Raw genomic sequence first — 13,820 nt, forward strand, 5'->3', positions numbered from 1 at the left:
ATGCCCCGGCGCGCGACGGCGCAGGTCACCGGCCGTCCGGGCCGCGGCGCTTGCGCTCCAGCCGGATCAGCCAGACCGCTCCCGCCACGATGGCGGCGGCCAGCAACAGCACCACCACCAGCTCACCACCGGAGCCGCCGGTCGGCGAGGGGGCGATGTCCGCCAGCAGAGTCGTCGCGCTCATTCGTTCTCCTCCGTTCGCGCCTGGTTCGCGCCCAGGCCCAGGACCAGCATCAGCAGCACCGGGAACTCCAGATAGGCGTGGTAACTGGCCAGCGCCGCGTACACCGAGCGACCCTGGGCGTAATCCACGACGAACAACAGGGCCAGCAGCGCGCCCGCGCCCGCCCCCAGCGCCCAGGCCCGCCCCCCGCGCAAGGACGGCACCCGGGCTTCGAAGCGCTCCGCCGCCTCGGGCGCGTACCGCGGCAGGAACCACACCCAGACCACGTAGTGCATCGTCTGCAGGAAGGCGAACACCGCCAGGAACCGCAGACCGCCCTCCGGGCTCAGCCAGGCCGGCGGGGTGTAGGCGGCGGCCAACCTGTCCGTCCAACCGCCGGGGCGCTGGGACAGCACTCCGTCCAACAGCCCGCTCAGCAGCAGCGCCGGAACCAGCAGCACCCAACCGAACTGCAGCGCCAGGAACGCCGCGCGCCCCCGCGCCAGCCGGCGCGACCACTCGGCCAGGAACAGCAGCGGCACCACGTTGTGCAGATGCGCCAACACCACGAAGTGGTACGCCGGGAAGGTCAGCGAGGCGGCGCCCGCACCCGCCAGGCCGACGCCGCTCGCCACCAGCAGCCGCGGCCGGCCGCGCAGGCCGTACCAGCAGGCCGCCGCCAACAGGCCGTAGGCGAGCAGGATCTCCGCCGACCGGGACAGTCGGGAGGGCGGCAGCAGGCGGCACACCACGATCCCGGTCACCAGCGCCAGCAGCAGCCGCAGCAGCGGACCGGCCAGCACCCCGGCGAAGCGGCCGGCCACGTAACGCAGCTCCAGCACGTTGTGCAGCAGACCGAAGGCCGCCAGGCCCACCACTGCCAGGCCGGTCGGGGCGCGCAGGGCCAGCGCCAGCGCCAGGACGGCCGCCAGCGCGAAGCCCGCGAACGGCGCCGCACCCAGCCGCGCCGCCGGACCGGGCGCGGGCCAGGGACCGGCCGCCGCTCCCGCCCGGCCCCCCGCGGCCTGGAACCCCGCGGCCTGAATCCCCGTGGCTTGGATCCCCCTGGTCGCCATGCTCGCCCCTCCCATGGCACGATCCCCGCCGTGCGCTACCCGGTGGCACTCGCCCTCACCCTGCTGACCGAGACACCCGTCTACACCGCCGCCCTCACCCGGGTCGGGCGCGTACGCCCGCGGCGCGCGGCCGCGGCCGGCGTGCTGGTCAACCTGATGACGCATCCACTGCTCTGGTGGACCCTCCGGCACTGGACCGACGGGCCCGCCGCAGCGTACTGGACCGGCTTCGCGCTCAGCGAGACGTCCGTCGTCGTGGTCGAGGCCCTGCTGCTCTGCCCGATCACCGGACTGCGCCCGCGCGACCCACTGCCCTGGATCGCCTCGGGCACCGCCAACGCCGTCTCACTGCTGGCCGGGTTGCTGCTCGGCGGCTGACCCGCCGAATTCCACCGCGCGAGCCGTAACGCGCTCGCCGGGCTCGGGCGTTCAGTCGGACACAGGGGGCGGAGACGCCCGACACGCGGGGTACGAGGGGTCAGCGGTGATCGGGAAGAAACGACGGGCCGAGGAGAGCACGGAGTTCGAGGCGTTCGCACACAGCCGCGGGCAGCGGCTCTTTCGCACCGCGCTGCTGCTGTGCGGCGACTGGCACCTGGCCGAGGACCTCACCCAGGTGACGCTCGCCAAGCTCTACGCCTCCTGGCCGAAGGTCCGCCGTGCCGAGAACCAGGACGCCTACGCCCGCAGCACGCTGGTACGCAGTTACCTCTCCCACCGCCGGCTGCGCCGCACCGGCGAACAGCCCGCCCTCGGCGAACTGCCCGAGGGCGTCGCCCCCAGCAATGACGACCCGGCGCTGCGGGTCACCCTGCTCGCCGCCCTCGCCGAGCTGCCGCCCCGGGACCGGGCCGTGCTCGTCCTGCGCTACTGGGAGGACCGCAGCGTCGAGGAGAGCGCCGCCGAACTGGGCCTGAGCGCGGGCGCGGTGCGCACCCAGTCGCTGCGCGCCCTCAAGCGGCTGCGCGCGGTGCTCGGGCCGCAGACCGCCGAGCAGCTCGCCGCCTCCTGAACCCCACACCAGCCCGTCCGAGAGGATTCCAGAGATGCACGAGAAGGACGTGGACGGCCGGACGCTGACCGCAGCCTTCGAGCGGGCGGTCGGCGGCCTCGGCCCCGACCTGGGCCCGCTGATCGCCGGCGCCGCCGTACAGGGCCGCTCGATCCGGCGGCGACGCCGACTGACCGTGGCCGGTGCCGTGACGGCGGTGGCCGCGCTGGCCGTCGGGGGCACGGTCGCCGCGCGGACGGACGGCGGGACCGGGGGCACGGTTGCGGTGGCCGCCGCCACGGCCTCTCCCTCCGCCTCCGCTGCGCCAACACCGGGCCGGTCGTACCCGAAGCCGTTCCATTGGTCCGACGACAACCCCGAGCAGCCGCAGCCGGGCAGCGGCCCCAACACCGGCAAGGTCGCCATGACCGGCCATGCCGCACTGTCCGTGCTGACCCGGGCGCTACCCGCGAACGGGCGGACCTCCGGCTACTCCGGCTACTCCGAGCTGGCCAAATCGACCAGCCTCGACCCCGAGCGCGTGCTGGTCTGGGCCGGCATGCTCTACGACGACGGCGCCGGCCCGGCCAACGTCCGGCTCCAGGTCGAGGGCAACCTCGGGGCCCACTACCGGCCTGGCTCTTCCTCCGACGGCGTCAACGGGCGCTCGGGCTTCCTCGGCTACGACGACCACTTCAACTGCGACGTGCTGAACAGGAGCGGCCAGTTCCGCTACTGCTCCGGCAGCGTGCTCCCGGACGGCAGCCACCTGCTCGTCATCGAACGGCAATCCGGCGAGATCCTCTCGCGCGAGGTCGACCTGCTGCGGCCCGACAAGACCATGGTGACGGTCGACGCCAGGAACACGGCGTCGGCCGACGGGCAGCCCGAGAACCAGGTGGTGATCCGGAAGGGGCTGCCGCTCAGCCTCGACCAGTTGAAGGCCGCCGCGATGTCGACCGGCCTGCAGGAGTGGATCACCCCCGAGGAGGCGCAGCAGGCCGAGCAGACGGTCCGGCCGTTCCACGACACCGTGCTGGAGCACCGGCCGTCCGGCACCGCCAGCCCCAGGCCCGGCTCCGCCGGGTGAGGTCCGGCCGGGTACGGTGGCCGGTGTGGTGACAGGCAGAGGGGGCCGGCGATGATCGTGGTGGACGCGTCCGCGCTGGTGCTGGCGCTCGCCGACCAGGGACCGCGCGGGGTCCGGGCCCGGGAGGAACTCGCCTCCGGCGGCGAGTGGCTGGCGCCCGAACACATCGTCATCGAGGTGATGCAGTCACTGCGCGGGCTCTACCTGGCCAAGGAGCTGACCGCCGAGCAGGTCGCCGAACTCACCGGGGAACTCGCGGCGGTGACGATCCGCAAGGTTGAGGTGGCGCCGCTGCTCGGCCGGATCTGGGAGCTCAAGGACAACCTCACCCCGGACGACGCCGCGTACGTCGCGGTCGCCGAGCAGTACGGGGTGCCGCTGGTCACCGCCGACCTGCGGCTGATGCGGGCCAGCGGGCCGCGCTGCGAGATCCGGGGGATCCGGCGTGAGGCGGACTGAGGGCGCCCTCGACGCAGTGTCCTCCCCAGCGTGGCGGCGTTAGCAGGGCGACCGTCGCCCTGCCCGTGGAAGGCCCGTCCCGATGCCCGCTCCGCTCACTGCCACTCTGCTGCCGCTGGCGCTGCTCGCCCCCGCCGCCTCACCGGTCTCCGTCCTGGACGCGCACTTCGACCCGGCGACCGCCTTCGTCCCGCCGGCCGCGATCAGCTACGCGGACGACCTGGTGCCGTACGGTTCGCACGCCCGGGTGGTCACCGACCGCTCGATGCCCGGGCGGACGGTGGTCAACCTGACGGTGGCCGGGCTCGCCCCCGACCACGAGTTCCCGGTGCACCTGCACACCGGCAGCTGCGGGGCCGACCCGGCCGCCTCCGGGCCGCACTACCAGGCCGTGGTCGACCCGGTGCAGCCGTCCGCCGACCCGGCCTACGCCAACGACCGCAACGAGCTGCGGCTGGCGCTGCGCACCGACGACCGGGGCGAGGGCACCGCCACGGCCGCGGTGGACTGGCAGCCACGGCCGGGCGAGGCCCGCTCACTGGTGCTCCACGCGGGCACTCAGGCCGGGTCGCACGCGGCGGGCGACCGGGTGGCCTGCGTCAGGCTGGAGAAGTAGCCGGAGACGGGGACGGCGAGGTAGCCGGCGAAGGAGCGGGACAGGCAGCCGGCGGAGGAGCGGGAGAGGTAGCCGACGGAGGAACCGGCCCGCTCAGGAGCCCAGGGTCGCGACCAGGACCGCCTTGATGGTGTGCAGGCGGTTCTCGGCCTGGTCGAACACGATGGAGTGCGCCGACTCGAACAGCTCGTCGGTGCACTCCAGCTCGGTCATTCCGGTCGCCTCGTACATCTGCCGTCCGACCACGGTGCCGAGGTCGTGGAACGCGGGCAGGCAGTGCAGGAACTTCACGTTCGGGTTGCCGGTGGCCCGGACGGTGTCCATGGACACCTGGTACGGCTTGAGCAGCTCGATCCGCTCGGCCCAGACCTCCTTGGGCTCGCCCATCGAGACCCAGACGTCGGTGTAGAGGAAGTCGGCGCCGGCCACGCCGTCGGCCACGTCCTCGGCCAGGGTGATCCGGGCGCCGGTCTGCCCGGCCAACTGCTGCGCGGCCTTCTGCACGTCCTCGGTCGGCCAGAGGACGCGCGGGGCGACGATCCGGATATCCATGCCGAGCAGGGCGCCGGTGACCAGCAGCGAGTTGCCCATGTTGGAGCGGGCGTCGCCCAGGTAGGCGAGGGCGACCTCGGAGAGCGGCTTGGCGGTGTGCTCGGTGACGGTGAGCACGTCGGCCAGCATCTGGGTGGGGTGCCACTCGTCGGTCAGGCCGTTCCAGACCGGGACGCCGGCGTACTCGGCCAGCTCCTCGACGATCTCCTGGCCGTGGCCGCGGTACTCGATGCCGTCGAACATCCGGCCCAGCACCCGGGCGGTGTCCTTCACCGACTCCTTGTGGCCGATCTGCGAGCCGGCCGGGTCCAGGTAGGTGGTGGTGGCGCCCTGGTCGTGGGCGGCGACCTCGAAGGCGCAGCGGGTACGGGTGGAGGTCTTCTCGAAGATCAGCGCGATGTTCTTGCCGCGCAGCCGGGGCTGCTCCGCACCCGCATACTTGGCCGCCTTGAGCCCGGCGGCGAGGTCCACCAGGAAGCGGAACTCCTGGGGCGTGAAGTCGAGCTCCTTGAGGAAGTGCCTGTTCCGGAGGTTGAAGGCCATACCGGGCTCCTGGGGTGACGGGACTACGAGGAAGGCGGCAAGTGTATACGATAGTTGGAATTTCTATACAGAACGCCGATGAATGACGGGGAAGTCCCGGGCGGGACTCCCCCGTCATCGTTCCGGCCGGCGGCCTCTCCTACAGACGCGGGTCGACCGGCTCGGACTCCAGCGCGAGCACCGCGAACACCGGCTCGTGCACCCGCCACAGCGGCTCGCCGGCCGCCAGCCGGTCCAGCGCCTCCAGGCCCAGCGCGTACTCACGCAGCGCCAGCGAGCGCTTGTGTCCCAGCGAGCGCTGGCTCAGCCGGTCCAGGTGCTCGGTGTAGTCCGGGCCGTAGATGATCCGCAGGTACTCCCGACCGCGGACCTTCACGCCCGGCTGCACCAGACCGCCCGGACGGCCCTCACCGCGCACCGTCCGCACCACCGAGGCCAGCGGCTTGACCACCATGCCCTCGCCGCCCGCGCCGGTCAGCTCCTCCCACCAGGCGGTGGCGGCGGCCATCGAGGCCTCGTCCTCGGTGTCCACCAGGACGCGGCCGGTGCGGTGCAGCATCGGCTCCTTCCCGGCGGTGTCACCGGCGTCGGCGTTGCCGGCGTCGGCGTCCACCAGGCGGTCGATCCAGGCCAGGTGCTCGTCGTGCGGGCGCACCGCGAGGTTCGCCCCTTCGGCGGCCAGCAGCTGGAACGGCGCGAGCCGGATGCCCGACAGGCCCTCGGTCGGCCAGCAGTAGCGCCGGTACGCCTCGGTGAACGCCGACGCATCGGCGGCCCGCCGGCGCTGGCGCTCGGTCAGCTCCGCGAGGTCCAGCCCTCGCCCGGCCGCCCGCTCCAGCGCGGACAGCACCTCGGGCAGCGCAGCGCCGGCCGCCGCGCCGACCGCCGCGTACTGGCGGCGCAGCAGCTCCACCGCCTTCAGCGACCAGGGCATCAACTCGGCGTCCAGCAGCAGCCAGCCGGAGTCCAACTCCTCGAACAGACCGGCGCGTTCGGCTGCCTCACGGACCCGCCCGAGCACGGCGGCGGTCAGCTCCCCGTCGTTGAGGAAGGCCCGACCGGTCCTGGTCCAGATCGCGCCCGGACCGGCCACACCGAAGCGCTGCTCCAGCGCCTCGTCGTCCCGGGCGACCAGCAGCACCGCGCGCGAGCCCATGTGCTTCTCCTCGCACACCAGGTGCCGGACACCGTCCGCGCGGTAGGCGAAGAAGGCCTCCTCCGGGTGCTCCAGATAGCCCTCCCGACGGGAGGTCGGGCTCGGCGCCATGGTCGGCGGCAGATAGGTGAGCAGCCTGGGGTCCAGCGCGAAGCGGCTCATCACCTCCAGCGCCGCCGCCGCGTTCTCCTCCCGGACGGCGACCCGCCCGTGCAGACCGGTCTCCACGATCCGGCGGCCGGCCACGTCGGCGAGGTCCAGCGGGCGGCCCTCACGGGCGCCCGGCGCGTCGGTGAGCAGCGGACGCACCGGCGCGTACCACTCCCGCTCGGCCTCCACGCTCACCAGCTCGCGCTCGGGGTAGCGCAGCGCGGTCAGGCTGCCGCCGAAGACGCAGCCGGTGTCCAGGCAGATGGTGTTGTTGACGAAGCTCGCGCTCGGCACCGGGGTGTGGCCGTAGACCACCAGCGCCCGGCCCCGGTACTCCTCCGCCCAGGGGTAGCGCACCGGCAGACCGTACTCGTCGGTCTCGCCGGTGGTCTCCCCGTACAGGGCGTGCGAGCGGACCCGGCCGGAGTTGCGGCCGTGGTACTTCTCCGGCAGACCGGCGTGGCAGACCACCAGGGCGCCGCCGTCCAGCATGTAGTGGCTGACCAGGCCGCGCATGAAGGCGCGCACCTCGGCCTTGAACTCCTCGCTCTCACCGGCCAGCTGGTCCAGCGACTCCTGGAGGCCGTACGCGACGGTCACCTTCTTGCCGTCCATCGCCCGGCCGAGCTTGTTCTCGTGGTTCCCGGGCACGCAGATCGCGTGCCCGGCCGCCACCATGCCCATCACCAGGCGCAGCACGCCCGGGGTGTCGGGGCCGCGGTCGACCAGGTCACCGACGAAGACCGCGGTGCGGCCCGCGGGGTGGACGGCGTCCACCGGGCGGCCCTCGGCGTCCCGGGCGAGGGTGTAGCCGAGACGGGTGAGCAGGGTCTCCAGCTCGGAGCGGCAGCCGTGGATGTCGCCGACGACGTCGAACGGGCCGGTGAGGTGGCGCAGGTCGTTGTAGCGCTTCTCCAGCTCGATCTCGGCGGCCGCCACCTCGGCCTCGCCGCGCAGGACGTGCACCTTGCGGAAGCCCTCGCGCTCCAGGCCGCGCAGTGAGCGGCGCAGCTCGCGGTGCTGGCGCGGGACGACATGGGCGGGCAGCTGGCGGTCCGGGCGGGAACGGTTGCGCTCGGCGCACACGCCGGGCGGGACGTCCAGCACGATCGCGATCGGCAGCACGTCGTGCTCGCGGGCGATCCTGATCAGCTGCCTACGGGTCTCGGGCTGGACGTTGGTGGCGTCCACGACGGTGAGGCGGCCGGCCGCGAGGCGCTTGCCGACGATGTAGTGCAGGACGTCGAAGGCCTCGGCGGAGGCCGACTGGTCGTTCTCGTCGTCGGCGACCAGGCCGCGGCAGAAGTCGGAGGAGACCACCTGGGTGGGCAGGAAGTGACGGCGGGCGAAGCTGGACTTGCCCGCGCCGCTGGTGCCGATCAGGACGACCAGGGAAACGTCGGTGACGGGGAGGCGGCGGGGGGTGGTGCTCCCGGTTTCGTCGTTGGTCATCGGAGTTCGCCTCCCTCGGGCGTGGCGGTGATGGTCGTGGTCGTGGTCGTGGTCGTCGCGCCGGCGGTGGTGGTAGCGGCGGTCCGGTCGGGGCCGGATCCGGCGCGGAACAGGGCGAGCTGGGTCGGGGCGCCGACCTCCTCGTCCTCGGGGCCGACCGGGCGCAGCTCGACCGTGTAGCCGTACGCGGCCGCGACCTTCTCCGCCCAGGCGCGGAACTCGGCGCGGGACCACTCGAAGCGGTGGTCGGCGTGCCGAACGCTGCCCGCCGGGAGGCTCTCCCAGCGGACGTTGTACTCCACGTTGGGCGTGGTGACCACGACGGCCTTCGGGCGGGCGGCGCCGAACACCGAGTACTCCAGGGCGGGCAGCCGCGGCAGGTCCAGGTGCTCGATCACCTCGCACAGCACCGCCGCGTCGTAGCCCTTCAGCCGGGTGTCGGTGTACGTCAGCGCGCCCTGCGCCAGCGTCACCCGGGCCGCCTGCCGCTCGGGGAGACGTTCCAGGCGCAGCTTGCGGCTCGCCGCCTGCAGTGCCCGCGCGGACACGTCCACACCGAGGATGTCGGTGAACCGGGCGTCCTTCAGCAGCTCGCCGATCAGCTCGCCCTGGCCGCAGCCGAGGTCGGCGACCCGGGCCGCGCCGGTCTCGTGGAGGGCGGTGAGGATCGCTGTGCGGCGCTGCTCGGCGAGCGAGGGCCTGCGGGGCTGCTCGGACTGCTCGGACTGCTGCTGCCCGCTGTTCCCGGTGTGCCCGCTGTTCCCGCTGTTCCCGCTGGCCTCAGCGATCTCGGCGGTCCCGTCGGTTCCGGTGAAGTCGGCGCTCTCCTCCTCCGGCCGGTCGTCGACCGCGTTGTCGACCTCCTCGACCTCGCGGTCGTCCGCCTCGGCCAGCCGGGCCAGTTCCAGGCGCTCCATCGCGGCCCGGGTCAGCGACCAGCGCCGGGACAGGTAGCGACGGGCGATCAGGGCGCGCTCCGGGTGGGCGGCCAGCCAGCCCTCGCCCGCGGCGAGCAGCTTGTCCACCTCGTCCGGGGCGACCCAGTAGTGCTTGGCCCCGTCCAGCACCGGCAGCAGCACGTACAGCTGCTGGAGCGCGTCGGCGAGCCGTACGGACTCGGCGGCGAGCGCGATCCGCACGTAGCGGGACTCGCCCCACTCCGGGAAGGCCTCGTCCAGCGGGATCGCCGTCGCCTCGACCCGCCAGCCCAGCGGTTCGAACAGCCGGGCCACCATCGCCGGGCCGCCGCCCTCGCCCGCGCCGTTCGCGGGCACGGCGGGCAGCTCGATCCGCAGCGGGCGGGCCTGCCCCGGCAGTTCGGGGCGGGCCGGGCAGTCGCCCTTCATCGCGGACCGGAACACCGTCCGCAGCGCCACCGCGAGCAGCGATGACGCGGCGTACGGGCGGTCGTTGACGTACTGGGCGAGCGCGAAGTCGGGCGAGCCGCCGCGCCCCCTGCCGTTGCCCCGGCCCTTGCGGACCAGCGCGATGGGGTCGATGTCCAGCAGCAGCGCCGCCGTGCAGACCTCGTCCGCCGCCTCGGGGTAGAAGACGTGGGCCTCGCCGTGCGACGTCGTGAACCGCTGAACCTTGCCGGGATGCTTGTGCAGCAGGAACCCGAGATCCGTGGCCGGGTTCTCGGCGCTGCCGATGGTGGAAATCGACATGAACACCCGGCTGAGTATTGCCCAGCGCGGGGCCTGCGAGCACCGGGTTTTACCGCCGCTCGCCCCGCCGATCTGCAGGTCCGCAGGGCGCGTCCGGACGGTGGGCGTGTTCGGCACCTCGGCCCCTCATTGGTTAACGTGCACGGTGTGACTGCTGAATCCACCTCCCTCCCGAACGGCGCCGTGGCCACCGGTCTGGCCACCATCGCCGCCGACGGCACCGTCCTCGACACCTGGTTCCCCGCCCCCGCGCTGGCCACCGAGTCCGGCCCGGCCGGCACCGTCCGCCTGACCGCCGAGCAGGCCGAGGCCGAGCTCGGCGCCGGTGCCGCCGACGCCCTGCGCGCCGACGCCCGCCGGGGCGTCGAGGTGGTCGCCGTGCGCACCACCATCGCCTCGTTGGACGAGAAGCCGCTCGACACCCACGACGTGTACCTGCGCCTGCACCTGCTCAGCCACCGCCTGGTCAAGCCGCACGGCCAGAACCTGGACGGCATCTTCGGTCTACTCGCCAACGTCGCGTGGACCAGCATCGGCCCCGTCCCGGTGGACAAGGTCGAGCAGGCCCGCCTCGCCGTCCGCGCCCAGGGCGGCCAGCTGGCCGTCTACGGGATCGACAAGTTCCCGCGGATGACCGACTACGTCGCCCCGACCGGTGTGCGCATCGCCCACGCCGACCGCGTACGGCTCGGCGCCCACCTGGCGCCCGGCACCACCGTGATGCACGAGGGCTTCGTCAACTTCAACGCCGGCACCCTCGGCACCTCGATGGTCGAGGGCCGGATCAGCGCGGGCGTCGTGGTCGGCGACCACAGCGACATCGGCGGCGGCGCCTCGATCATGGGCACCCTGTCCGGCGGCGGCAAGCAGGTCGTCTCGGTCGGCGAGCGCTGCCTGCTCGGCGCCAACGCGGGCATCGGCATCTCGCTCGGCAGCGACTGCGTGGTCGAGGCCGGCCTGTACGTCACCGCCGGCACCCGGGTCACCACCCCGGACGGTGCGGTGGCCAAGGCCGTCGAGCTGTCCGGCCAGGACAACCTGCTGTTCCGCCGCAACTCGCAGACCGGCGCGGTCGAGGTCATCGCCCGCTCCGGCTCCTGGGGCGGTCTGAACGCGGACCTGCACGCCCACAACTAACCTTCGGGCAGCGGTCCCCGGGGTCCGGCGCTGGATGCGCCGGGCCCCTTCGGCATTCTCCGAGCGTTCTGCGGGCGCTCCGCGGGCGTTCTGCGACGCGGCAGCCGCCCACGACACCCCTACGGCCGGCGGTGGCGGCCCCGGCGCCCGGCGCTGCCGCGGCGCCGAGTAGGGCGGCCGCCGCAGCCCGTCGCCCTCGATCCCGTGCAGGATCCGCTGGGCGGCGGCGTAGTCCTCGGCCACCGTCTCCGCCAGCCACTGGTAGCCGTCCCACCGCACGATCAGCCGCGGCTCACCCGGCGCCACATGGGCGCCCCGCTGCTGCTCCTGCGTGAGCCGTACGACCCTCAACTGCCCGACCGGCCGCAGCCGTTGCTCCCGCCTCGCGGCCCACGACGCCAGCGGTTCGTCCTCGTCCATCGCCCCAGTCTGGCCTCCTCGCCCCGTTGATCGGCACCCTCGTCACCCGGCCGGGGGACGCTCCGGCCCCGCCGTCCGAACCTCCCTGCCCCGCTCGCTCCCTACCGCGCCATCAGCGGCTCCTCAGGACGGCGAGCTGCCGGGTCGCCCTGGTCATCGCGACATAGCGGTCGACCGCTCCCTCGACACCCTCGCCGAACGCCTCCGGATCGACCAGGACGACCAGGTCGAATTCGAGCCCCTTGGCCAGCTCCGGGGTGAGCGAGCGGACCCGCGACCGCTCCTCGAAGCCCGGGGCGCCGATGACGCAGGCGACCCCTTCGGCGTGCTCGGCGAGCCAGGTGTCGAGCACCGCCTCCAGCTCCGCCACCGCACCGTGCCGGACCGGGATGCCACTGCTGCGCACCGAGGTCGGCACATTGGCGTCCGGCAGGGCCGCCCGGATGACCGGCTCGGCCTCCGCCATGACCTCCTCCGGGGTGCGGTAGTTGACGCTCAGCGAGGCCATGACGGCGCGGTCGAGCCCGACCCGCTGTAGGCGCTCCTGCCAGGACTCGGTGAAGCCGTGCCTGGCCTGGGCGCGGTCGCCGACGATGGTGAAGCTCCGGGACGGGCAGCGCAGCAGCAGCATCTGCCACTCCGCGTCGGTGAGTTCCTGGGCCTCGTCCACGACGATGTGAGCGAACGGACCGGCCAGCGGCTGCGCGTCGGCGCCGGGCAGCGCGGCCTCGTCGATCAGAGTGTCCTGGAGGTCCCGGCCGCGCAGCATCGTCACCACGCCCTCGCCGTCGTCGTCCGCCTGGAGCAGGTCGCCGATCACGTCGGCCATCCGCTCGCGCTCGGCAGCCACCGAGGCCTGGTGACGGCGTCGGCGCAGGGTGGCCTCGCGGTCCCCGAGCCGCTGCCGGGCCGCGTCCAGGAGCGGCAGGTCGGCGACCGTCCAGGCCTGCGGGGCGTGCTTGCGCTGGAGCTTGCGGACCTCCTCGGGGGCGAGGTGGGGCGCGCACATCCGCAGGTAGGCGGGCACCGACCAGAGGTCGCCGACCAGGTCGGTGGCGTCGAGCAGCGGCCAGGCGCGGTTGAGGGTCTCGACCAGCTCCCGGTCCTGCCGCAGCGAGCGCCGGAACAACTCGGGCGAGACCTCCTCGTCATCCTGCCCCAGCTTGTCCATCAGGATCGTGACCAGCTCGTCCCAGATCTGCTCGCGCGCCTCGTTGTGCGGGGTGCCCGGGTCCGGGGCGTCGAAGGCCTCGACCCAGTCCTCGGCGCTCAGCCAGAGATCGGACCAGTAGGTGGTGACCGCCATCCCCTCGGTGGGCGGCTCCTCGTAGAACCGGACGGCCTTCTCGATCGCGTTCACCATGTCGACGGAGGACTTCAGCCGGGCCACCTCCGGGTCGGCCTCCTCCACCGCGCCCGCGCCCTCGGGGAGGAGGTCCCGCACGGTGCAGGTGCGCACGCCCTCCTCGCCGAGGCTGGGCAGGACGTCGGCGACGTAGGCCAGGTAGGGCTGGTGCGGGCCGACGAACAGCACGCCGCCGCGCCGGTGGCCGAGGCGGGGGTCGGAGTACAGCAGGTAGGCGGAGCGGTGCAGGGCGACCACGGTCTTGCCGGTACCGGGACCGCCGTCGACCACCAGGGCGCCGCGCGAGCCGGCCCGGATGATGGCGTCCTGGTCGGCCTGGACGGTGCCGAGCACGTCCCGCATCCGGGCCGAGCGGTTGCCACCCAGGCTGGCGATGAAGGCGGACTGGTCGTCCAGCGCGGCGTGCCCCTCCAGGCCCTCGGCGGTGAACACCTCGTCCCAGTAGTCGGCGATCCGGCCGCGGGTCCAGCGGTACCTGCGGCGGCTGACCAGGCCCATCGGGTCGCCGTGGGTGGCCGCGAAGAACGGCTCGGCCGCGGGCGAGCGCCAGTCGACCAGCAGCCGACGGCCCTCGCTGTCGGTGAGCCCGAGCCGGCCGATGTACACCGGCTCCTCGTCGTCGGCGACGACGATCCGCCCGAGGCACAGGTCGAGGCCGTAGCGGCGCAACGCGCGCAGTCGGCCGCTCAGCCGGTGGACCTCGATGTCCCGGTCCATCGCCGCCTGCCCGGCGCCACCCGGTGCCCGGCGCACCACGTCGAGCTGGTCGGACAGTTCGGCGATCGCCTGCTCCAGGCTCTCCGCGATGTCCGCGAAGTGCCGCTCGTCGCCCGCGATCAGCGCCGGATCGGCCTTGGCGGAAAGGCGCTCGGGAAGGTCGAAAGCACTGGTGGTCAGGGGGTTCATGGCATCAGCTCCGATCTGAGGCCAGCGATTCTGCGCCATCACCGGGGCCTTGCCGCAAGACCCCCGGTGCGCTATA

Annotated in this window: 12 protein-coding genes and 1 pseudogene; 6 read left to right on the forward strand and 7 right to left on the reverse strand. The window is 73.4% G+C overall.

Annotated features, from left to right (window positions below; genetic code table 11):
• Positions 1 to 25: 25 nt before the first annotated feature.
• Both ABZW30_RS04600 and ABZW30_RS04605 read right to left on the reverse strand, forming a co-directional pair.
• Positions 26 to 184: a hypothetical protein gene (locus ABZW30_RS04600; protein WP_355669558.1), complete on the reverse strand. Its 159-nt coding sequence runs from the start codon at positions 182 to 184 to the stop codon at positions 26 to 28.
• Positions 181 to 1,239, reverse strand: coding sequence for a hypothetical protein (locus ABZW30_RS04605; RefSeq protein WP_355669559.1), 1,059 nt, complete (start codon positions 1,237 to 1,239; stop codon positions 181 to 183). Before ABZW30_RS04605 ends, ABZW30_RS04600 begins: the two co-directional genes overlap by 4 nt.
• A gap of 30 nt (positions 1,240 to 1,269) precedes the next feature.
• Between ABZW30_RS04605 and ABZW30_RS04610 the strand changes: the two genes are divergently transcribed.
• From ABZW30_RS04610 to ABZW30_RS04630, 5 genes are all read left to right on the forward strand, one after another.
• Entirely contained in the window at positions 1,270 to 1,617 is a 348-nt protein-coding gene (locus ABZW30_RS04610) for a hypothetical protein (protein WP_355669560.1), read from the forward strand.
• Positions 1,618 to 1,723: 106 nt separating this feature from the next.
• Entirely contained in the window at positions 1,724 to 2,251 is a 528-nt protein-coding gene (locus ABZW30_RS04615) for a SigE family RNA polymerase sigma factor (RefSeq protein ID WP_355669561.1), read from the forward strand.
• A 34-nt stretch (positions 2,252 to 2,285) separates the two neighbouring features.
• Positions 2,286 to 3,320: a hypothetical protein gene (locus ABZW30_RS04620; protein ID WP_355669562.1), complete on the forward strand. Its 1,035-nt coding sequence runs from the start codon at positions 2,286 to 2,288 to the stop codon at positions 3,318 to 3,320.
• Between the two features lie 51 nt (positions 3,321 to 3,371).
• Positions 3,372 to 3,779, forward strand: coding sequence for a type II toxin-antitoxin system VapC family toxin (locus tag ABZW30_RS04625; RefSeq protein WP_355669563.1), 408 nt, complete (start codon positions 3,372 to 3,374; stop codon positions 3,777 to 3,779).
• An 82-nt stretch (positions 3,780 to 3,861) separates the two neighbouring features.
• A complete protein-coding gene (locus ABZW30_RS04630) occupies positions 3,862 to 4,395 on the forward strand; it encodes a superoxide dismutase family protein (protein ID WP_355669564.1) in 534 nt (177 codons plus the stop codon).
• Positions 4,396 to 4,488: 93 nt separating this feature from the next.
• Here ABZW30_RS04630 and argF read toward each other — a convergent pair whose 3' ends face one another.
• The 3 genes from argF to ABZW30_RS04645 form a co-directional block, all read right to left on the reverse strand.
• Positions 4,489 to 5,490, reverse strand: coding sequence for an ornithine carbamoyltransferase (gene argF, locus ABZW30_RS04635; protein ID WP_355669565.1), 1,002 nt, complete (start codon positions 5,488 to 5,490; stop codon positions 4,489 to 4,491).
• A gap of 139 nt (positions 5,491 to 5,629) precedes the next feature.
• On the reverse strand, positions 5,630 to 8,248 hold the full coding sequence (locus ABZW30_RS04640) for a polynucleotide kinase-phosphatase (RefSeq protein WP_355669566.1): 2,619 nt from the start codon (positions 8,246 to 8,248) through the stop codon (positions 5,630 to 5,632).
• Positions 8,245 to 9,921, reverse strand: coding sequence for a 3' terminal RNA ribose 2'-O-methyltransferase Hen1 (locus tag ABZW30_RS04645; protein WP_355669567.1), 1,677 nt, complete (start codon positions 9,919 to 9,921; stop codon positions 8,245 to 8,247). The genes ABZW30_RS04640 and ABZW30_RS04645 overlap by 4 nt, the downstream gene beginning before the upstream one ends.
• Before the next feature lie 141 nt (positions 9,922 to 10,062).
• Here ABZW30_RS04645 and dapD point away from each other — a divergent pair, with 141 nt between their 5' ends.
• A complete protein-coding gene (dapD, locus tag ABZW30_RS04650; RefSeq protein WP_355669568.1) occupies positions 10,063 to 11,052 on the forward strand; it encodes a 2,3,4,5-tetrahydropyridine-2,6-dicarboxylate N-succinyltransferase in 990 nt (329 codons plus the stop codon).
• Positions 11,053 to 11,229: 177 nt separating this feature from the next.
• Here the strand turns inward: dapD and ABZW30_RS04655 are convergent.
• Positions 11,230 to 11,472 (reverse strand): annotated as a pseudogene (locus tag ABZW30_RS04655) (DUF6087 family protein); the annotation flags it as partial.
• A 112-nt stretch (positions 11,473 to 11,584) separates the two neighbouring features.
• Complete coding sequence (gene helR / locus ABZW30_RS04660; protein ID WP_355669569.1) at positions 11,585 to 13,744, reverse strand: RNA polymerase recycling motor ATPase HelR; 2,160 nt, start codon at positions 13,742 to 13,744, stop codon at positions 11,585 to 11,587.
• Positions 13,745 to 13,820: the final 76 nt, after the last annotated feature.

The sequence above is a fragment of the Kitasatospora sp. NPDC004669 genome, from assembly GCF_040609455.1.
GTDB lineage: Bacteria > Actinomycetota > Actinomycetes > Streptomycetales > Streptomycetaceae > Kitasatospora.

Coding starts and splice junctions, on each gene's coding strand:
- argF (WP_355669565.1), bottom strand. CDS start 5,490: ATGGCCTTCAACCTCCGGAACAGGCACTTCCTCAAGGAGCTCGACTTC.
- ABZW30_RS04640 (WP_355669566.1), bottom strand. CDS start 8,248: ATGACCAACGACGAAACCGGGAGCACCACCCCCCGCCGCCTCCCCGTC.
- ABZW30_RS04600 (WP_355669558.1), bottom strand. CDS start 184: ATGAGCGCGACGACTCTGCTGGCGGACATCGCCCCCTCGCCGACCGGC.
- ABZW30_RS04620 (WP_355669562.1), top strand. CDS start 2,286: ATGCACGAGAAGGACGTGGACGGCCGGACGCTGACCGCAGCCTTCGAG.
- ABZW30_RS04625 (WP_355669563.1), top strand. CDS start 3,372: ATGATCGTGGTGGACGCGTCCGCGCTGGTGCTGGCGCTCGCCGACCAG.
- ABZW30_RS04630 (WP_355669564.1), top strand. CDS start 3,862: ATGCCCGCTCCGCTCACTGCCACTCTGCTGCCGCTGGCGCTGCTCGCC.
- helR (WP_355669569.1), bottom strand. CDS start 13,744: ATGAACCCCCTGACCACCAGTGCTTTCGACCTTCCCGAGCGCCTTTCC.
- ABZW30_RS04605 (WP_355669559.1), bottom strand. CDS start 1,239: ATGGCGACCAGGGGGATCCAAGCCACGGGGATTCAGGCCGCGGGGTTC.